The following is a 20832-nucleotide window of genomic DNA, read 5'->3' on the forward strand; positions in this document are numbered from 1 at the left end:
ATGGGGTGCAAAGCACCCCCAGATTATCAGCTCCGCAGCATATATTGCCGGGGCCGCGTTGCGGCCCTTCGCGACGCAAGGCCGCTCCTACAAGCACCCCGATGATGCCGCCAGCCCGTTTCGCCGCTACAATGCCCGCCTAAACCGTGACAGCCCGAACCTATAACGACATGTCCCTTCCAAAGAATCACCTGGAACTGCTCAGCCCTGCCCGTGACGTGGCCATCGCCCGCGAAGCGATCCTGCACGGCGCAGACGCCATCTACATCGGTGGCCCGAGCTTCGGCGCGCGCCATAACGCCTGCAACGAAGTCAGCGATATCGCCGAACTGGTCGAGTTCGCCCATCGCTACCATGCACGCGTGTTCACCACCATCAACACCATCCTCCACGACAACGAGCTGGAGCCCGCGCGCAAGCTGATCCACCAGCTGTACGACGCTGGTGTCGACGCACTGATCGTGCAGGACCTGGGGGTGATGGAGCTGGATATCCCGCCGATCGAGCTGCACGCCAGCACCCAGACCGACATCCGCACCCTGGAACGGGCCAAGTTCCTCGACCAGGCCGGCTTCTCCCAGCTGGTGTTGGCGCGTGAGCTGAACCTGCAGCAGATCCGCGCCATCGCCGCCGAAACCGACGCCGCCATCGAATTCTTCATCCACGGTGCGCTGTGCGTGGCCTTCTCCGGCCAGTGCAACATCTCCCATGCGCAGACCGGCCGCAGCGCCAACCGCGGCGACTGCTCGCAAGCCTGCCGCCTGCCCTACACCCTGAAGGATGACCAGGGCCGCGTGGTCGCGTTCGAGAAGCACCTGCTGTCGATGAAGGACAACAACCAGACCGCCAACCTGGCTGACCTGGTCGACGCCGGCGTGCGCTCGTTCAAGATCGAAGGCCGCTACAAGGACGTGGCCTATGTGAAGAACATCACCGCCCACTACCGCAAGGAACTCGACGCCATCCTCGAAGGCCGCCCGGAGCTGGCCCGTGCCTCCAGCGGCCGCACCCAGCACTTCTTCGTGCCCGACCCGGACAAGACCTTCCACCGCGGCAGCACCGACTACTTCGTCACCGACCGCAAGGTCGACATCGGCGCCTTCGACTCGCCAACCTTCACCGGCCTGCCGGTGGGCGTGGTGGAAAAGGTCGGCAAGCGTGACATGCAGGTGGTCACCGAGGTGCCGCTGACCAACGGCGACGGCCTCAATGTGCTGGTGAAGCGTGAGGTGGTGGGCTTCCGTGCCAACATCGCCGAACCGCGTGGCGAATTCGAGGAAGACGGCCAGAAGCGCTACCGCTACCGCGTCGAGCCCAACGAAATGCCTGAAGGCCTGCACAAGCTGCGGCCCAACCACCCGCTGTCGCGCAACCTCGACCACAACTGGCAGCAGGCCCTGCAACGCACCTCGGCCGAGCGCCGCGTCGGCGTGCAATGGCACGCGGTACTGCGCGAGCAACGCCTGGTGCTGACCGTCACCAGCGAGGAAGGCGTGGGCACGCAAGTGGCACTGGAAGGCCCGTTCGGCCCGGCCAACAAGCCGCAGCAGGCGCTGGACCAGCTGCACGACCTGCTCGGCCAGCTGGGCACCACCATGTACCACGCCGACAGCATCGAGCTGGACGCCCCACAGGCTTACTTCGTCCCCAACTCGCAGCTCAAGGCCCTGCGCCGCGAAGCCATCGAGGCGCTGACGGCAGCACGGGTGCAGGCGCACCCGCGTGGCGGGCGCAAGGCCGAGACCACGCCACCGCCGGTTTACCCGGAGTCGCACCTGTCGTTCCTGGCCAACGTGTACAACCAGAAGGCCCGCGACTTCTACCACCGCCACGGCGTGCAGCTGATCGACGCGGCCTACGAGGCCCATGAAGAGCACGGCGAAGTGCCGGTGATGATCACCAAGCACTGCCTGCGCTTCTCCTTCAACCTGTGCCCCAAGCAGGCCAAGGGCGTGACCGGCGTGCGCACCAAGGTGGCGCCGATGCAGCTGATCCAGGGTGATGAAGTGCTGACCCTGAAGTTCGACTGCAAGCCGTGCGAAATGCACGTGATCGGCAAGATGAAAAGCCACATCATCGACCTGCCGACCCCGGGCAGCGCGGTGGCCCAGGTGGTTGGGCACATCAGCCCGGAAGACCTGCTGAAGACCATTCCGCGCGGGCCGCATTGATCGGTGGCCTGCAAGGGCCCTTTTGCGGCTGAAGCCGCCTGCATGGTGATACTCGAAGGGATGGTGGGACGACTCGGGAAGACCCGACAATGCTCGCCTGCAAAAAACCGTTTGCCCCCGCGCAAACCTGCGCCCGCCAAGCCCTTCTTGTACACTCCTCGCATTAGCCCCCACCTGCACATTTTTTGGTGAACGCATGATCGAGGTAACCGAGGTTTCCATTGCCGAGCTGCGCGATGCGCTCGAGTCGGGCCGCACGACGGCGGTCGAGCTGGTCCAGGCCTACCTGGCGCGCATCGACGCCTACGATGGCGCCGACACCGCCACCGCCCTGAACGCCGTTGTGGTACGCAACCCCGAGGCGCTGAATGAGGCCGCAGCCTCCGACGCCCGTCGCGCCAAAGGCCAGGTCCTGAGCCCGCTGGACGGCATCCCCTACACCGCCAAGGACAGCTACCTGGTCAAAGGCCTGACCGCTGCCTCCGGCAGCCCTGCCTTCAAGGACCTGGTGGCCCAGCGCGACGCCTTTACCATCGAACGCCTGCGCGCCGCCGGCGCCGTATGCCTGGGCAAGACCAACATGCCGCCCATGGCCAACGGCGGCATGCAGCGCGGCGTGTATGGCCGCGCCGAAAGCCCGTACAACGCCAACTACCTGACCGCACCGTTCGCCTCGGGCTCGTCCAACGGTGCCGGCACCGCCACTGCCGCCAGTTTCAGTGCCTTCGGCCTGGCCGAAGAAACCTGGTCCAGCGGCCGCGGCCCGGCATCCAACAATGGCCTGTGCGCCTATACCCCGTCGCGTGGGGTGATTTCGGTGCGTGGCAACTGGCCGCTGACACCGACCATGGACGTGGTGGTTCCCTATGCCCGTACCATGGCCGACCTGCTGGAAATCCTCGACGTGGTCGTAGCCGACGACGCCGACAAGCGCGGCGACCTGTGGCGCCTGCAACCCTGGGTGCCAATCCCGGCGGCTTCGACGGTGCGCCCGGCTTCGTACCTGGACCTGGCCGTGGATGCCAGCGCGCTCAAGGGCAAGCGCTTTGGCGTGCCACGCATGTACATCAATGCCGATGCCGAAGCCGGCACCTCCGAAAAGCCAGGCATCGGCGGCCCGACTGGCCAGCGCATCCACACCCGTGCCACGGTGATCGACCTGTGGCAGCAGGCCCGCCAGGCACTGGAGGCGGCTGGTGCCGAAGTACTGGAAGTGGACTTCCCGCTGGTATCCAACTGCGAAGGCGATCGCCCTGGCGCACCGACCGTGTACAACCGCGGCATCGTCAGCAAGGAATTCCTGCATGACGAACTGTGGGAGCTGTCGGGCTGGGCCTTCGACGACTTCCTGCGCGCCAACGATGACCCCAGGCTCAACCGCCTGGCCGATGTCGACGGGCCGCAGATCTTCCCCCACGACCCGGGCACCCTGCCCAACCGTGAGGACGACCTGGCCGCTGGCATGGACGAGTACGTCAACATGGCCAAGCGTGGCCTGAAGACCTGGGACCAGATCGAGACCCTGCCCGACGGCCTGCGCGGCCTGGAGCAGACCCGCAAGATCGACCTGGAAGACTGGATGGACAAGCTGGGCCTGGACGCGGTGCTGTTCCCCACCGTGGCCGACGTGGGCCCGGCGGATGCCGACGTCAACCCGGCGTCGGCGGACATCGCCTGGAGCAACGGTATCTGGGTGGCCAACGGCAACCTGGCAATCCGTCACCTGGGCGTGCCTACCGTGACCGTGCCGATGGGCGTGATGGCCGATATCGGCATGCCGGTGGGGCTGACCTTTGCTGGCCGGGCTTACAGCGACAATGCGCTGCTGAGCTTTGGTGCAGCCTTCGAGGCGACCGGGTCGCGTCGAATGATCCCGCCGCGTACCCCGCCCCTGGGCTGAGGGTTAAAAGGGCCGCTTTGCGGCCCATTCGCGGGTAAACCCGCTCTCATAGAACAACACATGACTCATTGGTTCGGCGAGGTTCTGTAGGAGCAGCCTTGTGCTGCGAAGAGGCCGGTACTGACAAGGCCTGTCTGTTGCTTGTACCGGCCTCTTCGCAGCACAAGGCTGCTCCTACAAAGGCCGCGTCAGACGAGCGATATTTGTTCTCTGCGCGACAGCGCAGCCCAAAAGGGCTGAGTAATCTCCCACAGGGACCCCACAGGTATTGAATACCGTGGGGTCCCTGTAGGAGCGGGTTTACCCGCGAATGGGCCTGGAAAAGCAAATCGCCTAATTCAACTTTATGTGTAAAAATACACAAAACGTTGATTTCGTGATCTGCCATGCCTATTACCCCCAGCGAAGAACGCCAGCTCACTCTCACCGTCCTCAAGGCCGCCATCCAGGCCCTGGGCAGCGTTGCGGCGCGCAACATGGAAATCCTCCTGCACGACCTCGACCACCCGGAACACTCCGTGGTGGCGATCGTCAACGGCCATCTTTCCGGGCGCAGCGTCGGTAGCCCAATCCTCGCCGCCCCGGAACAGGACCAGGGTTTCAAGGCACTGATGCAGGCCTCGGCCGATCAGCACGGCTGCGAGCCGGTGGTGCTGCCCGACTACCCCACCACGCTGAAGGGCCGCACACTGCGCAGCGCCACGGCCATCTTCCGTGACAGCAGCGGCCACCCCTTCGCCAGCCTCTGCGTCAACACCGACGTCACCGGCCTGGATGCAGCCATGAATTTTCTCCGGCAGTTCCAACCAACAGCGGCCGCACCTGCCGTCAGTGAACCCGCCGACATGGAACTGCTGATGAGCGAGATAATCCAGGCATCCCTGCAGCGCAGCGGCCAGGGGCGAATGAACAAGCAGGCCAAGGTAGAAGCCGTAAGAGTGATGCAGGAGCGCGGCCTGTTCATCGTCAAGGGCGGCGTGGAAAAGGCCGCCAGCGCCCTGGGTGTGACCCGCTACACCGTTTACAACTACCTCGAGCAACTGCGCGGAGCCAGCCAATGACCTTGCATATCCATACCCCCCTGATCGAGTCCCGCCCGCTGTCGCTGGCCGCGGGCAGCAACGTCTGGCTCAAGCTCGATGCCCTGCAGCCCTGCGGCTCGTTCAAGCTGCGCGGCGTGGGCCATGCCTGCGAGGTGCACCATGCCCGTGGCGCTCGGCATTTCGTGTCTTCCTCGGGCGGCAACGCCGGCCTGGCTGTAGCTTATGCCGGGCGCAAGCTGGGCGTGCCAGTGACCGTGGTGGTACCCGAGACCACCACCGAGCGGGCCAAGGACCTGCTGCGCCTGGAGGGCGCCAAGGTGGTGGTGCATGGCAGCTCCTGGCAGGAGGCCAACGCCCTGGCGCAGACCTTGGTCGGCCCGGATGACGCCTTCATCCACCCATTCGATGACCCGCTGCTGTGGGCCGGGCATGCCAGCCTGGTGGATGAAGTCGCCGAGACCGGCGTGAGGCCGGACGCCGTGGTGTTGTCGGTGGGCGGTGGCGGTTTGCTCAGTGGCGTGGTCGAGGGGCTACAGCGCAACGGCTGGGGCGATGTACCAATTCTGGCGGTGGAAACCGAAGGCGCGGCATCGCTGCATGCGGCCATGCGGGCGGGGCATTCGGTGGAGCTGGAACGTATTGCCTCGGTGGCGACGTCGCTGGGGGCCAAGCGTGTGGCTGACCAGGCGCTGGTGAGCGTGCAGCAGCATCCGGTGCACAGCCACCTGGTCAGTGACCGCGCTGCGCTGGAAGCCTGCGAGCGGTTCCTGCTGGACCATCGCGTGCTGGTGGAGCCAGCTTGTGGAGCAGCCTTGGCGTTGGCCTATGCACCGGGCGCCCTGGCGCAGTACCAGAATGTGCTGGTGGTGGTTTGTGGCGGGGCTACCGCCACGCTGGAGCAGATCCAGGCGTGGTTGCAGCAGGTGGATTGAGGTTACCTGTACCGGCCTCTTCGCGGGCTTGCCCGCTCCCACAGATTGGACTGCGCAAGGTCTGAAGCAAGCGCATTTCCTGTGGGAGCGGGTTCACCCGCGAACACCGGCGAAGCCGGTGCCATCCAATACGACACTCATCGGATTCTCCTTGCGGCACCCGGTTGCTGATTACGATAGTCACATGCCGCTGTTCTACTAAGCCCACCGCAACCGGAAAATTCCCGTCGCAACAGCGTCAACCACGACGAAATGCGTAACCCACCCTTTCGGTCTGCGGCAAGTGAAGGCACAATGCGTGTCCTTTTTTTGGCCGGCCTGGCCGGGGGCCTTTAAATGATCAAGACGCCGTACTACCTCATCGATAAAACCAAGCTGCTGGGCAACATGGAGAAGATCGCCTACGTGCGCGAACACTCCGGCGCCAAGGCACTGCTCGCCCTCAAGTGCTTTGCCACCTGGTCAGTCTTCGACCTGATGCAACAGTACATGGACGGCACCACCTCTTCGTCGCTGTACGAGCTCAAGCTCGGTCGCCAGAAGTTCGCCGGCGAAACCCACGCCTACAGCGTGGCCTGGGCCGACGACGAGGTCGAGGAAATGCTCGAGAACTGCGACAAGATCATCTTCAACTCGATCGGCCAGCTGCAGCGCTTCGCCGAACAGTCCGAAGGCAAGGTCCGTGGCCTGCGCGTCAACCCGCAGGTCAGCAGCTCCGACTACCTGCTGGCAGACCCTGCCCGCCCGTTCAGCCGCCTGGGCGAATGGGACCCGGCCAAGGTCGAACAGGTGATCGAGCAGATCTCCGGCTTCATGTTCCACAACAACTGCGAGAACGGCGACTTCGGCCTGTTCGACAAGATGCTCACGCACATCGAAGAGCGCTTCGGCCACCTGCTGCACAAGGTCGAGTGGGTCAGCCTCGGTGGCGGCATCCATTTCACCGGTGAAGACTACGCGCTGGACGCCTTCTGCGCGCGCCTGAAAGCCTTCTCGGAAAAATACGGCGTGCAGGTGTACCTGGAGCCGGGCGAAGCCGCCATCACCAACAGCGCCTCGCTGGAAGTGACCGTGCTCGACACCCTGTACAACGGCAAGCACCTGGCCGTGGTCGACAGCTCGATCGAAGCGCACATGCTCGACCTGCTGATCTACCGCCTCAACGCCAAGATGGCCCCCAACGACGGCGCGCACACCTACATGGTCTGCGGCAAGTCGTGCCTGGCCGGTGACATCTTCGGCGAATACCAATTCGATCGTCCGCTGGCCATCGGTGATCGCCTGTCGTTCGTCGACGCGGCGGGTTACACCATGGTCAAGAAAAACTGGTTCAACGGTCTGAAAATGCCATCCATCGTGGTCAAGCAACTCGACGGCAGCGTCGAAGTGGTGCGCGAGTTCGGTTTCGAAGACTACGTTTCCAGCCTGTCGTAAGACCGGCTTTCAGTAAGGAGCAAGGGATAAATTGAAGAAGAACGTTCTTATCATTGGTGCAGGAGGTGTCGCCAAGGTGGTGGCCCACAAGTGCGCGCAGCATAACGACGAACTGGGTCGTATCGCCATCGCGTCACGGAACATCTCCAAATGCCAGGCCATCATCGACAGCGTCAAGGCCAAGGGTAGCCTCAAGGTACCCGCCGACATCCAGGCCTTCTCGCTCAATGCTCTCGATGTCGAGGCTACCAAGGCACTGATCCGCGAGACCGAATCGCAGATCGTGATCAACGTTGGTTCCGCCTTCCTCAACATGTCGGTGCTGCGTGCCTGCATCGATACCGGTGTCGCCTACCTGGACACCGCCATCCACGAAGAGCCGGGCAAGATCTGCGAGACCCCGCCGTGGTACGGCAACTACGAGTGGAAACACCTCGAAGAGTGCCAGGCAAAGAACATTACCGCCATTCTCGGCGTCGGTTTCGACCCGGGTGTGGTGAACAGCTACGCCAAGCTGGCGCAGCAACAGTATTTCGACAGCATTGACTCGATCGACATCCTCGACGTCAATGCCGGTTCGCATGGCAAGTACTTCGCCACCAACTTCGACCCGGAAATCAACTTCCGTGAGTTCACCGGGCAAGTGTGGAGCTGGCAGAACAGCCAGTGGACCAGCAACACCATGTTCGAGGTCAAGCGTACGGACGACCTGCCGGTGGTGGGTTCGCAGAACCTGTACCTGACCGGCCACGATGAGGTTCACTCGATTTCGAAGAACCTCAACGTGCCGAACGTGCGTTTCTGGATGAGCTTCGGCGAGCACTATATCAACGTGTTCACCGTACTGAAGAACCTGGGCCTGCTCTCCGAGCAACCGGTGAAAACCGCCGAAGGCCTGGAAGTGGTACCGCTGAAAGTAGTCAAGGCCGTGCTGCCGGACCCAGCCTCCCTGGCCCCGGGCTACACCGGCAAGACCTGCATCGGTGACCTGGTCAAGGGCACCAAGGATGGCCAGCCGCGCGAAGTGTTCATCTACAACGTGGCCGACCACGAAGAAGCCTACGCCGAGACCGACAGCCAGGGTATTTCCTACACCGCCGGTGTACCGCCAGTGGCTGCCGCCCTGCTGGTCGCCCGTGGCGAGTGGGATGCCAAGCGCATGGTCAACGTCGAGGAGCTGCCAGCCGAGCCGTTCCTCAAGGCACTGGACGTCATGGGCCTGCCGACCCGCGTCAAGGATGAAAAAGGCGATCGTCCTTGGGACGCTGAAGCCTAAGCAGCAAAGCAGAGGGGGCGCCATCAAGGCGCCCCCTCTGCTTTTGCAGGCCACGTGTAAGTCTAGATGCCCTGGCCAGAGGGCTTTGCCTGCTCAGCCAGCTTTTCCAGCAATACCTTGGCCAGCGCCTTGTCCGAGAACGGGTTTTGCCCGGTGATGAGTTCGCGGTCCACCACCACATTGGGTTGCCAGGCCTTGGCGTAGCCCATGTCGCCCCCTGCCATTGCCATGGCGTTGGCCGGGTAGAACAGCAGCCGCTGGTCCTTGAGCGAACCTTCGAATACCTGCTCCTCCGGGTCGGAGAAAATGGTCATCTTGTAACCCTTGTACAACCAGTCGGTGGCTGCAGGCTTTTCACCACGCGCCAGCGCCGACTGGTAGCTGGCCGGGTCCTGCTGGGCCGAGAGCAAGGCGATGGGGCCGTGGCAGATCGCGGCTGTAGGCTTGCCGGCTTGATGGAAATGCCGCAGCAAGGCGCCCACGTCCGGGTTGTTGGCCAGGTCGATCAACGGCGCATGGCCGCCGGGGATGAACAGCCCGGCATAGCGGCCCAGGTCACCTGCCAGTACTTCTTTCACCGACAGGGTATCGTCAATGCCCGGCAGGCCTTGCACGACCTTCTCGATCCGGCGCATCTCCACCGCATCGCCGGCAAAGTAGCTCGGGTCGATCGAACGCTGGTCGACACTCGGGGCATTACCCTTGGGGGTAACCAGCACCAGCTTGTAGCCAGCCTTGAGCAACTGGTCGGCAGGCACGCCGAATTCGTTCAGGTAGTAGCCGGTGGCGTAGCGCTTGCCGTCCTGCAGGGGCAGCTGGTGCTCGCTGGACAACAGCACCAGCACCTCTCCCTTGGGCGCAGCGTGGGCGCCGGTGGCAAGCAGGGTGCTGGCAACAGCCAGGGCAAGCCGGGACATCTTGGTCATGCAACAGTCTCCTGATCAGGCAAATAGAGCTGTCCGCTCATGTTGGCGGGGATGCGTTCATGCTAACGGCGAGGCTATGATTCGATAATTCGAAAGCTCTCATGCCTGTGATCCAGAAAATGAATATCTCCAGCAAGGACTTCAACCTGCTGTACCTGTTCCATGTGCTGTACCAGGAACGCAACGCCACCCTCGCCGCCCAGCGCATGGCGCTGAGCCAGCCGGCCCTAAGCCACAAGCTCAACAAGCTGCGCCATCAGTTTGGCGACCCGCTGTTCGTGCGCGCGCCCAGGGGCCTGACCCCGACGCCACGCGCCCACGAACTGGCGCCTGAGGTAGAACGCCTGGTAGTGGGCCTGGAAGGTTTTTATGAGCGCTGCGAAGGGCAGGACTTCCTCGCCCGCCCTGCCCGACTGCACCTGTACAGCACCGATTATGTGGAGCAGACCCTGTTGCCCAGGCTGCTGCCGATCCTGCGTAGCCAGGCACCGAACCTGACGCTGGTCACCTGCAACACCCGCGGTCTGCTGCCTCGCGAAGAACTGGAGAAAGGCACCTGTGACCTGGCCGTTGCCGGGTTCTACACCGACCTGCCGGAAACCTTCCACCAACAGCGCCTGCTCAGTGAGCACTTGGTAGTGCTGGCCTCGCGCAGCCATCCAGGCCTGGAAAACGGCCTGGACCTCGATACCTTCCTTGCCAGCGACCACCTGCTTACCACCCTCACCGGCGACCTCGATGGCCTGGTCGACCGCGCCTTGCGCAGCCAGGGCATGCAACGGCGGGTCGTGGCTGGCCTGTCGAGTTTCCTGGCCCCCATGCGCCTGCTGCGCGGCACCGATCTGCTGCTCACCTGCCTGCGCTCGCTGGCCACCGAAGCCGTCGAACGTGACGACGACCTGCTCATGTACCCGCTGCCGCTGACATTGCCAGCGATCGAGGTGATGCAGATCTGGCACGAACGCACCCACGCCGACCCCTTGCGCCGCTGGTTTCGCCAACAGCTGTGGAACGTCGCCCAAGAGGCAGCCGCCTGCGCGAGTAACAATTTCTAAACAACGATGTGACATTTTTTCTCAGCTTTCTCGCCAAGGAGCTGTCAGATGAAGGTCACGGTTTTCGGTACCGGCTATGTCGGCCTCACCCAGGCAGTGTGCCTGGCCCAGGTGGGCCATTCGGTGTTGTGCATGGATGTCGACGCCGAGCGGGTCGCCAGCCTCAATGCAGGCCATTGCCCGATCTTCGAGCCCGGCCTTGCGCCGATGCTGGAGAAGAACCTGGCCTGCGGTCGCCTTCGCTTCACCACCGACGCCAGCGAAGCGGCCAACTACGCAAAGGTGCAGTTCATTGCCGTCGGCACCCCGCCTCAGGCCGATGGCAGCGCCGACCTGAAGCACGTGTTCGCCGTGGTCGACAGCATCCTCGAACATGCCGATGGCCCCAAGCTGATCGTCAACAAATCCACCGCGCCGGTTGGTACGGTGCACCGCATCAAGGCGCGCATCGCCCAGGCCGTGGCCGATACCAGCCGCTTGCGCGTCGTCAGCAACCCCGAGTTCCTCAAGGAAGGCTCGGCGGTCGATGACTGCATGCGCCCCGAGCGCATCATCATCGGTGGCGCGGAGCCCGCCGAAGTAGAGCTGCTGCGCGAGCTGTACCTGCCGTTCAGCCGCAACCGCGAAAAACTGATGGTGATGGACGCGCGCAGCGCCGAGCTGACCAAGTACGCGGCCAACTGCATGCTGGCGACCAAGATCTCGTTCATCAACGAAATCGCCAACCTGGCCGAGCATCTGGGCGCCGACATCGAACTGGTGCGACGCGGCATCGGCTCGGACCCGCGCATCGGCTACGACTTCATCTATGCCGGCTGCGGCTTTGGCGGCTCATGCTTCCCCAAGGACCTGCAAGCCCTGCGCCGCAGCGCTGAGGCCGAGGGCTTCGAACCACAGTTGCTGCGTGCGGTGGAATCGGTCAACGAGCAGCAAAAGAACCGGCTGTTCGGCAAGATCCAGCGCCACTACCCACGCGGCCTGCGAGGCAAGGTCTTCGCCGTGTGGGGGTTGTCGTTCAAGCCCAATACCAACGACATCCGCGAGGCCTCCAGCCGAGTCCTGCTGGAAGCGCTGTGGGCCGCCGGCGCGCGGGTGCAGGCCCATGACCCGCAGGCCATGGAGGAAATCCAGCGGCACTATGGCGCCCGCGCCGACCTGCAACTGGTACCGTGCAAGGACGACGCGCTGCGCGGCGCCGATGCCCTGGTGATCGTCACCGAATGGCAGGAATACCGCGTGCTCAACCTGGACAAGGTGCCGCAACAACTGGCCGACCGGGTGGTGTTCGACGGGCGCAACCTGTTCGAACCCGAGCACATGGCCGCCGCCGGCCTGACTTACTACGGCATCGGCCGCGGCCAGGTGCAGCCAGCATGCCCGTACTGATTACCGGCGTGGCCGGCTTCATCGGCGACCACATTGCACGGCGCCTGCGCGAAGCAGGCATCGAGGTGGTCGCCGCATGGTACCTTGCTACGGCGTAACGGCGCCCTCGGGAGGATTCAGTTGCAACACCTCGTTGGTGTATGCCCACTCCTTCTGCACCTGGTCCGGGTGGTCGTTAAGGCGGATGCCGTAGGACGGGATGATCTGCCTGATCTTCGCCTGCCACTGCGGCGATGCCATCTTGTCCTTGAACACCTTGCTCAGCACATCGAGCATGATCGGCGGCGCGGTCGAGGCGCCAGGCGAGGCACCCAGCAATCCTGCAATGCTGCCATCCTTGGACGTCACCACTTCAGTGCCGAGCTTGAGCACACCACCCAATGCTTCGTCCTTCTTGATGATCTGCACCCGCTGGCCCGCCTGCCACAGCCGCCAGTCCTCTTTCTTCGCCTCGGGGAAGTAGGTGCGCAACGCTTCGAAACGGTCATCGTCAGATTGCAGTACCTGGCCGATCAGGTACTGCACCAGGTCGAACTCGCGCACCCCGACTCTTACCATCGGCCAGGCATTGTGCACACTGGCGCTGGCGAACAGGTCAAGCAGCGAGCCCTGCTTGAGGAACTTGGTCGAGAAGGTGGCGAACGGCCCGAACAGGATCATGCGCTTGCCATCGAGCACACGGGTGTCCAGGTGCGGCACCGACATCGGTGGTGCGCCGGTGGCGGCGATACCGTAGGCCTTGGCCATGTGACGCTGGGCGATGGCCGGGTTGTCGGTGACCAGGAACGAACCACCGACCGGGAAACCGGCATAGTCCTTGGCCTCCTCGATACCCGACTTCTGCAGCAGTGGCAGCGCTGCACCACCTGCGCCGATGAACAGGAACCTGGCGTCGGTGGCCGCGTTGCTGCCGTCCTTGAGGTTCTTGTATTCGACATGCCAGGAGCCGTCGTCGTTGCGGGTGATCGCCTGCACTTCGGTCGACAGCTTGAGGTCGAAGTTCGGCCGGGTCTGCAGATAGCCCACGTATTGCCGGGTGATCTCGCCAAAGTTGACGTCGGTGCCGATCGGCGTCCAGGTCACGGCCAGTTTCTGGTTGGGGTCGCGGCCCTCCATCATCAACGGTACCCACTTGCGAATCTGCTCGTGGTCCTCGGAGTACTGCATGGGCTTGAACAACGGGCTGGCCTGCAGCGCCTCGTAGCGCTTCTTCAGGAAGCGAATGTTGTCGTCGCCCCAGACGAAGCTCATGTGCGGAGTAGTGTTGATGAAGGAATGCGGGTTCTTCAGCACGCCCTGCTTGACCTGCCAGGCGAGGAACTGACGGGTGACCTGGAACGACTCGTTGATCTCCACCGCCTTGCTGATATCGACCTTGCCGTCCTTCTCCGGGGTGTAGTTCAGTTCGGCCAGGGCCGAGTGGCCGGTACCAGCGTTGTTCCAGCCGTTGGAGCTTTCTTCGGCGACCTTGTCCAGGCGCTCGACCATTTCCATCGACCAACCCGGCTCCAGCTCATTGAGCCAGACGGCCAGGGTTGAACTCATGATGCCGCCGCCCACCAGCATGACATCGACCCTTCTGGTTTCCGCGGCCTGGGCATCGAGCATGCCGAATGCCAAGGCCAGCCCGGTCAGCGCCAGTACCGGCTTGATGGTGATCCTCATAACCTCCCCCTTGCCTCGTTGCTATCCGTAAGTCAGCCACAAGCTTAGATGACGGATTTGGTCGGGCGTGGCTGGTGCACAATCACTTGCAATCCGCCACGTCTCAAAATACTGTATGAATACTCAGTATCACAGGTCAGGCCCATGCAACTCATCGCCAAACTCGGCATCCTTGCCGATGCTGCCAAGTACGACGCATCCTGCGCCAGCAGCGGCGCGCCCAAACGCAACTCGCGCGGGGCTGATGGGCTGGGTGCTACCAATGGCATGGGCATCTGTCACAGCTACACCCCTGATGGGCGCTGCGTATCGCTGCTCAAGGTGCTGCTGACCAACTTTTGCCTCTACGACTGCCAGTACTGCGTCAACCGCCGATCCAGCAACGTGCCACGCGCACGCTTCAGCCCCGAGGAAGTGGTCCGGCTGACCCTGGACTTCTACCGGCGCAACTGCATAAGCGGCCTGTTCCTCAGCTCCGGCATCATCCGTTCGGCGGACTACACCATGGAGCAGCTGGTCCGCGTGGCGCGGCTGTTGCGCGAAGAGCACGACTTCCGTGGCTACATCCACCTCAAGACCATCCCCGATGCCGACCCGTTGCTGATAGAGGAGGCCGGGCGCCTGGCAGACCGGCTCAGCGTCAACATCGAGCTGCCGACCGACGCCAGCCTGAAACGCCTGGCACCGGAAAAACAGGCGCACACCATTCGCCAGGCCATGGGCGTGATCCACCAGGGCCAGCAAGCCGTGGCCCACGAACCCAAGGCGCCGCGCTTTACCCCGGCCGGGCAAAGCACCCAGGTGATCGTCGGGGCCGACAGCACCGACGACAGCACACTGCTGCGCAATGCCGAATCGCTGTACCAAGGCTACGGCCTCAAGCGTGTGTACTACTCCGCCTTCAGCCCCATCCCTGACAGCCCCGGCAGCGTCCCCCTGGCCGCACCACCGCTGCTGCGCGAGCACCGTCTGTACCAGGCTGACTTCCTGTTGCGTGGCTATGGCTACAAGGCCGGCGAGCTGCTGGGCCAGAGCGGCAATCTGGCACTGGACATCGACCCCAAGCTGGCCTGGGCGCTGGCCAACCGCGACGTGTTCCCGCTGGATGTGAACCGTGCCGAGCCGGCGCTACTGGCGCGCATTCCCGGCATCGGCCTGCGCAGCGTGCAGCGCCTGGTAGCCCTGCGACGCGAACGGCGCATTCGCTACGATGACCTGATCCAGTTGCGCTGCGTGCTGGACAAGGCGCGGCCATTCATTGTCACCAGCGACTACCGCCCGCCCCAGGCCGAACTGCGCAGCGGCCTGCTGAGGGCGCGCTTGCGTGAGCCGCAGGCCCCGGTGCAGATGGGCTTGTGGGGATGATCGCGCTCGATTGCGACGGCCTGTTCGCCACCTGGCGTGACCAGGCCCGGGTGTTGTTGGGGCATGGCATCGACCCGTCGGAGGTCACCTGGGCGCAAGGGCCGGTGGCTGATTTGCTGGCCGTACCGACAGCGCTGCCGGAAGGCTCCGGTCCCTTTCGCGCCAAGGTGCCTGCGGCGCTGCTCGGCCAGCTGGAACAGGCGGCCCGCTACCGTTGCGAGCACCGCTGGAACCTGCTTTACGAGGTACTTTGGCGGGTGGCCCATGGCGACCGCACTGCAATGCTGCCGGGTGACCGATTGGGCAGTGAGCTGCATAGACGGATCAAGCAGGTCAATCGCGAAGCACACCACCTGCATGCGTTTGTACGCTTCGTGCCACTACCCGAAGTATTGGCTGAACAGCTGCAACTCGACCTGGTGGCCTATCACGAGCCGGCGCATGACATTCTGGAAAGCGCCAGTGAGCATTTCGCCGACCGCCTGGGGCGTTTGCGCTGGATGATTGCCACGGCCCACGACGGCATACGCTTCGATGGCCAGGCTTTCGACTACCAGCGACAGTGCCCCGAACCCTGGCGCCAATGGGCCCGCAACGCCGAAGACCCTGGTGCCGAATTATGGCGCACCTACTATCGTCATACCTTCAACCCCGCCCGCCTCAACCCCGACGCCTTGCGCTTGCACATGCCCGGGCGGTTCTGGCGTCATTTGCCGGAGGGCATGCTGATTCCGCAGCTCGAAGGCCTGGCTCGGCAAGGCAAGCAACGGGACGGCCAAGCACTGGAGGTCGCCTCTCAGGCTGGCAAACAAATCAGCAAGCCCATACGGTAGTTGCGTATTCGCAAACCTTGATCAGTGGGAATTTCTTCGCGGGCATGCCCGCCCCCGCAGGTATTGCACAGTTCTCGAAGTGTGTAGAGATCCGGTGGGAGCGGGCGCGCCCGCGAAACAGCCAAAAGCAATCCCAAGCCGAACGATCAGCCGCCACAGCCGTCATAACCTGAGCCGCTGCCGACACGCAAAGAGGACGCGAAATGACCCAACCCGACCCGTCATACGTCAAATGGCTCGAAGACCGTGCCATGCTCAAGGCCTCCCAGCAACGCACCCACCTGTACTCGGGCCAGTCGCGCCTGTGGCAACAGCCCTACGCCGAAGCGCAGCCCCGCCGCGCCATTGAAATCGCTTCGGTCTGGCTGACCGTCTACCCCGATGCCATCATCGCCCCCGAAGGTTGTTCGGTGCTTGGCGCCTTGGGCCACGAGGCGCTGTGGAAGCGTTTGTCGGAGATCGGCATTCAGGGCCTGCACACCGGCCCGATCAAGTTGTCCGGCGGCATTCGTGGCCGTGAACTCACCCCCAGCGTGGACGGCAACTTCGACCGCATCAGTTTCGACATCGACCCGCTGTACGGCAGCGAGCAGGAGCTGATCCAGATGAGCCGCATGGCCGCCGCGCACAACGCCGTGACCATCGACGACCTGATCCCCTCGCACACGGGCAAGGGCGCCGACTTTCGCCTGGCCGAGCTGGCCTACGGTCCCTATCCGGGGCTGTACCACATGGTCGAAATCCGCGAGGAAGACTGGCCGCTGCTGCCCGAAGTGGCTGCTGGGCGCGACGCGGTCAATCTGCTGCCGGCCCAGTGCGACGAGCTCAAGGCCCGCCATTACATCGTTGGCCAGCTGCAACGGGTTATCTTCTTCGAACCAGGTGTGAAGGAAACCGACTGGAGCGCCACGCCGCCGGTGACCGGTGTGGATGGCAAGACACGGCGCTGGGTGTACCTGCACTACTTCAAGGAAGGCCAGCCATCGCTGAACTGGCTGGACCCGACCTTCGCCGCCCAGCAGATGATCATTGGCGATGCCCTGCACGCCCTGGACTGCCTGGGTGCACGTGGCCTGCGCCTGGATGCCAACGGTTTTCTCGGTGTGGAGACCCGCGCCAGCGGCACTGCCTGGTCGGAAAGCCACCCGCTGTCGATCGTCAGCAACCAGCTGATCGGCGGCATGATCCGCAAGGCCGGCGGTTTCAGCTTCCAGGAGCTGAACCTGACCCTCGACGACATCGCGCAGATGTCCAGGGGCGGTGCCGACCTGTCCTACGATTTCATTACCCGGCCGGCCTACCAGCATGCGCTGCTGACTGGCGACACCGAGTTCCTGCGCCTGATGCTCAAGGAGATGCATGCTTTCGGCATCGACCCGGCCTCGCTGATCCATGCCCTGCAGAATCATGACGAGCTGACCGTGGAGCTGGTGCATTTCTGGACCCTGCATGCCCACGACATGTACCTGTACAAAGGCCAGACCTTGCCCGGCGGCATCCTGCGCGAGCACATCCGCGAAGAGATCTACGAACGGCTGTCGGGCGAGCATGCACCATACAACCTGCGCTTCGTCACCAATGGCATAGCCTGTACCACGGCCAGCCTGATCGCTGCCGCGCTGGGTATCCGCGACCTTGGGCAGATCGGGGTGGCAGAAATCGAGCTGATCCAGAAGATGCACCTGCTGCTGGTCATGTACAACGCCATGCAGCCGGGTGTGGTGGCGCTGTCCGGCTGGGACCTGGTAGGCGCCCTGCCCTTGCCAGCCGAAGCGGTCGCCCAGCGGATGCTGGATGGCGATACCCGCTGGATTCACCGCGGCGGCTACGACCTGGCCGGGCTGGAGCCGCAGGCCCAGACGTCTGTGCGTGGCATGCCCCGAGCCCGGGCGCTGTATGGCAGCCTGGACAGCCAGCTGGAGAACGGCGATTCGTTTGCCTGCAAGGTGAAGAAGCTGCTGGCGGTGCGCCAGGCCTATGGCATTGCCACCAGCCGCCAGGTGCTGGTGCCCGAAGTCAGCAGCCCCGGCTTGCTGGTGATGGTGCATGAGCTGCCGGCCGGGCGTGGCATCCAGATCACTGCGCTGAACTTTGGCCAGGAAGTGATTGCCGAGGAGCTGCAACTGACCGGGTTCACGCCGGGGCCGGTGGTGGACATGATCAATGAAACGGTCGAAGGGGATTTGACCGAGGATGGGCGGCTGATGGTGAACCTGGACCCGTATGAGGCGCTGTGCCTGCGGATCGTCAACAGCAGTGGGCATGTCTGAGTTGGATTTGCCCCATTGCCTTCGCCGGTAAAGCTCTGAACGGCAGCCACGCGATTCCTGTGGGAGCGGGTTCACCTGCGAACACCGGCGCAGCCGGTGCCATCCACCGCATCGCCTGCTTCGCGGGTGAACCCGCTCCCACTGGGGCCCCACCAGCTGAAGGAATGCGCCATACCTGTGGGAGCGGGCGCGCCCGCGAACACCGGCGCAGCCGGTGCCATCCACCGCGTCGCCTGCTTCGCGGGCATGCCCGCTCCCACAGGGGCCCCACCTCCTGAAGGAATGCACCATACCTGTGGGAGCGGGTTCACCCGCGAACACCGGCGCAGCCGGTGCCATCCACCGCGTCGCCTGCTTCGCGGGTGAACCCGCTCCCACAGGGGCCCCACCACCTGAACGAATGCACCATACCTGTGGGAGCGGGTTCACCCCGCGAACACCGGCGCAGCCGGTGCCATCTACCGCGTCGCCTGCTTCGCGGGTGAACCCGCTCCCACAGGGTCACCTCCAGCTGACAAAGTGCGCCGTGCCTGTGGGTTTCCAGTGTCCAGACCAATGGCTGGCTTGCTTTTACCGCTCCACGGGCATAGCGTTCGGAGGTTTTCTTTTCCGTGCCCAGGAGCAACTCCATGTACACCGGCATCGTCCAGGCCGTCCGCCCTCTGCTTGATGTGACCACCTACCCGGGCCACAACCAGTTCACCATAGACCTCACCCCGGAATTGCTCGACGAGCTGAAGATCGGCGCCAGCGTCAGTGTCGAAGGCACCTGCCTGTCGGTCACCGAAATCAACGGCACCCAGGTCAGGTTCGACGCCATGACCGCCACCCTCGAGCGCACCAACCTGCGCAACTTCAAGGCCGGCCAGGGCGTCAACATCGAACGCTCGGCGAAGATGAACGCCGAAGTCGGCGGCCACCTGATGGCCGGCCACATCGCCACCACCGCCGAAATCGTCGAGCTGTCGATCAAGGAAACCGGCGCCTTCATCAAGTTCCGCATGCCAGCGGAATGGGGCAAGTACGTGTTCCCGCGCGGTTTCATCGGGGTCAACGGCTGCAGCCTGACCGTAGCCGATGTCGAGGACAACGTGATCACCATCAACCTGATCCCGGAAACCCTGCGCCAGACCACCTTCCCCAGCTACAAAGCCGGCGAACTGCTCAACATCGAAGTGGACCACCAGACAATGGTGCTGGTCGATGTGGTGGAGCGCACGATCAAGAGCACCCTGGCCCGCGAAATGCCTCGCTGAGTTCCCGAGGATGCTGCCCAACACCCTCCCCGCGCGCACTGCCAAGCGGCTGCGCCTGCAGATTCTGCGTGGTCGTGTCGGCCTCGGCCTGGTCGCCGGCCTGTCCGTACTGGCCGGCATGACCGATGCCATCGGCCTGCTGGCGCTGGGCGACTTCGTGTCATTCATGAGTGGCAACACCACGCGTCTGGCCGTCGCCATCAGCGATGCGGACCTGGCCCTGGTGCTGCGCCTGAGTGCTGCAGTGCTGAGCTTCGTCATCGGCAACGCCCTGGGCGTGCTGCTGGCGCGCGCGTTCCGTCGTCGGGCCTGGCCGGTGCTGCTGGTGGTCGCGGCCCTGCTGGGCTTTGCAGCCGCATGGCCCTTGGCAGCGACCTTGCCCGCGCTGCTCGCCGCCACACTGGCCATGGGCATGATCAACGCCGTGGTCGAACAGGTGAACGGCCTGCCCATCGGCCTGACCTACGTCACCGGCGCCCTGTCACGCTTCGGTCGTGGGCTGGGGCGCTGGCTGCTGGGCGAGCGGCGCAATGGCTGGCGGGTGCAACTGGTGCCTTGGGCCGGCATGCTGCTGGGCGCCGCGCTGGGTGCCTGGCTGCAGCACCACCTGGGCCTGCAGGCGCTAGCCGGCAGCTGCTCGCTGGCCTGCGTGCTGGCCCTGGTGTCGCGGTTCATTCCACGAACATGGCAGCGTGGCTACATGCCACACTGATCACTCGATGCGCGGGTGCTGCTGCACCAGCAACTTGCGCTTGGCCTCCAGTTCGGCAATCTGCGCATCGATGTCCTCTATCCTTTGCTCGATGTTGTCGTGGTGCTCCTGCAGCAGCTCACGCGCTTCCTCGATATCCGATGCTGCCGGTGCCGCGCCGCGCAGCGGCTTGTTGGCGGTTTCCTTCATGGTCAGGCCGGTGACCAGCCCCACGGCGGCGATCACCATCAGGTAATAGGCCGGCATGTACAGGTTGCCAGTACTTTCCACCAGCCAGGCGGCGATGGTCGGGGTGAGGCCGGCGATCAGCACCGAGATGTTGAAGGCGCTGGCGAGGGCGCTGTAGCGGATATGCGTGGGGAACATTGCCGGTAGCGTCGACGCCATCACGCCGATGAAGAAGTTCAGCAGCACGGCAATGATCAGCAGCCCGGCAAAGATCACCCCCAGTACGCCGCTGTTGATGAGCATGAATGCCGGAATAGCAAGCGCGACCAGGCCGACACGGCCGACGATGAAGAACCGTCGTCTGCGTCACGTCGACCTAACCAACCGGAATATCCGTTGCCAGACCATCATCGCACCAACGCTACTGGAAACGATAAGCC

At 63.8% G+C, this 20832-nt stretch carries 16 protein-coding genes and 1 pseudogene; 14 read left to right on the plus strand and 3 right to left on the minus strand.

Annotated features, from left to right (window positions below; translation table 11 throughout):
• The first annotated feature begins 170 nt into the window (after positions 1 to 170).
• The 6 genes from WM94_RS27580 (at position 171) to WM94_RS27605 (ending at position 8756) form a co-directional block, all read left to right on the plus strand.
• Entirely contained in the window at positions 171 to 2171 is a 2001-nt protein-coding gene (locus WM94_RS27580) for a U32 family peptidase (RefSeq protein ID WP_061552616.1), read from the plus strand.
• A gap of 196 nt (positions 2172 to 2367) precedes the next feature.
• Entirely contained in the window at positions 2368 to 4071 is a 1704-nt protein-coding gene (locus WM94_RS27585; RefSeq protein WP_061304581.1) for an amidase, read from the plus strand.
• A gap of 386 nt (positions 4072 to 4457) precedes the next feature.
• Entirely contained in the window at positions 4458 to 5132 is a 675-nt protein-coding gene (locus WM94_RS27590; RefSeq protein WP_039615221.1) for a transcriptional regulator, read from the plus strand.
• Positions 5129 to 6046: a pyridoxal-phosphate dependent enzyme gene (locus WM94_RS27595; RefSeq protein ID WP_061552617.1), complete on the plus strand. Its 918-nt coding sequence runs from the start codon at positions 5129 to 5131 to the stop codon at positions 6044 to 6046. Before WM94_RS27590 ends, WM94_RS27595 begins: the two co-directional genes overlap by 4 nt.
• A 336-nt stretch (positions 6047 to 6382) precedes the next feature.
• The gene (gene nspC / locus WM94_RS27600) at positions 6383 to 7480 is read left to right on the plus strand and encodes a carboxynorspermidine decarboxylase (RefSeq protein ID WP_013972889.1); all 1098 of its coding nucleotides are present in this window, start codon (positions 6383 to 6385) and stop codon (positions 7478 to 7480) included.
• Positions 7481 to 7511: 31 nt separating this feature from the next.
• Positions 7512 to 8756: a saccharopine dehydrogenase family protein gene (locus WM94_RS27605; protein ID WP_003248123.1), complete on the plus strand. Its 1245-nt coding sequence runs from the start codon at positions 7512 to 7514 to the stop codon at positions 8754 to 8756.
• A gap of 62 nt (positions 8757 to 8818) precedes the next feature.
• Here the strand turns inward: WM94_RS27605 and WM94_RS27610 are convergent, their stop codons facing one another.
• Positions 8819 to 9682, minus strand: a complete 864-nt coding sequence (locus tag WM94_RS27610) for a type 1 glutamine amidotransferase domain-containing protein (protein ID WP_013972890.1) — start codon at positions 9680 to 9682, stop codon at positions 8819 to 8821.
• A 119-nt stretch (positions 9683 to 9801) separates the two neighbouring features.
• Between WM94_RS27610 and WM94_RS27615 the strand changes: the two genes are divergently transcribed.
• Genes WM94_RS27615 through WM94_RS27625 form a run of 3 tightly spaced genes read left to right on the plus strand, consistent with a single transcriptional unit; the run spans position 9802 to position 12221 of the window.
• On the plus strand, positions 9802 to 10737 hold the full coding sequence (locus WM94_RS27615; protein ID WP_024087242.1) for a LysR family transcriptional regulator: 936 nt from the start codon (positions 9802 to 9804) through the stop codon (positions 10735 to 10737).
• Positions 10738 to 10785: 48 nt separating this feature from the next.
• Entirely contained in the window at positions 10786 to 12123 is a 1338-nt protein-coding gene (locus WM94_RS27620) for a UDP-glucose/GDP-mannose dehydrogenase family protein (RefSeq protein ID WP_015270620.1), read from the plus strand.
• Positions 12111 to 12221: an NAD-dependent epimerase/dehydratase family protein gene (locus WM94_RS27625; RefSeq protein ID WP_061552618.1), complete on the plus strand. Its 111-nt coding sequence runs from the start codon at positions 12111 to 12113 to the stop codon at positions 12219 to 12221. The genes WM94_RS27620 and WM94_RS27625 overlap by 13 nt, the downstream gene beginning before the upstream one ends.
• On the opposite strand, the gene mqo is transcribed toward WM94_RS27625, so the two are convergent.
• Positions 12211 to 13788, minus strand: coding sequence for a malate dehydrogenase (quinone) (gene mqo, locus WM94_RS27630; protein WP_023660582.1), 1578 nt, complete (start codon positions 13786 to 13788; stop codon positions 12211 to 12213). The genes WM94_RS27625 and mqo overlap by 11 nt on opposite strands.
• Before the next feature lie 144 nt (positions 13789 to 13932).
• Here mqo and WM94_RS27635 point away from each other — a divergent pair, with 144 nt between their 5' ends.
• The 5 genes from WM94_RS27635 (at position 13933) to WM94_RS27655 (ending at position 20224) form a co-directional block, all read left to right on the plus strand.
• Positions 13933 to 15153 (plus strand): putative DNA modification/repair radical SAM protein, encoded by a 1221-nt coding sequence (locus WM94_RS27635; protein ID WP_013972894.1) that lies wholly within the window; start codon positions 13933 to 13935, stop codon positions 15151 to 15153.
• Complete coding sequence (locus WM94_RS27640) at positions 15144 to 15986, plus strand: TIGR03915 family putative DNA repair protein (RefSeq protein WP_061552619.1); 843 nt, start codon at positions 15144 to 15146, stop codon at positions 15984 to 15986. Before WM94_RS27635 ends, WM94_RS27640 begins: the two co-directional genes overlap by 10 nt.
• 203 nt (positions 15987 to 16189) lie before the next feature.
• Positions 16190 to 18256, plus strand: a complete 2067-nt coding sequence (treS, locus tag WM94_RS27645) for a maltose alpha-D-glucosyltransferase (protein ID WP_061552620.1) — start codon at positions 16190 to 16192, stop codon at positions 18254 to 18256.
• Positions 18257 to 18885: 629 nt separating this feature from the next.
• The gene (locus WM94_RS27650) at positions 18886 to 19512 is read left to right on the plus strand and encodes a riboflavin synthase (RefSeq protein ID WP_061552621.1); all 627 of its coding nucleotides are present in this window, start codon (positions 18886 to 18888) and stop codon (positions 19510 to 19512) included.
• 10 nt (positions 19513 to 19522) lie between these two features.
• Positions 19523 to 20224, plus strand: a complete 702-nt coding sequence (locus tag WM94_RS27655; protein ID WP_013972898.1) for a YoaK family protein — start codon at positions 19523 to 19525, stop codon at positions 20222 to 20224.
• On the opposite strand, the pseudogene WM94_RS27660 reads toward WM94_RS27655, so the two are convergent.
• Positions 20225 to 20755: pseudogene (locus WM94_RS27660) on the minus strand (MFS transporter); the annotation flags it as partial.
• Positions 20756 to 20832 lie beyond the last annotated feature (77 nt).

Source organism: Pseudomonas sp. ABFPK (assembly GCF_001586765.1).
GTDB lineage: Bacteria > Pseudomonadota > Gammaproteobacteria > Pseudomonadales > Pseudomonadaceae > Aquipseudomonas > Aquipseudomonas asiatica.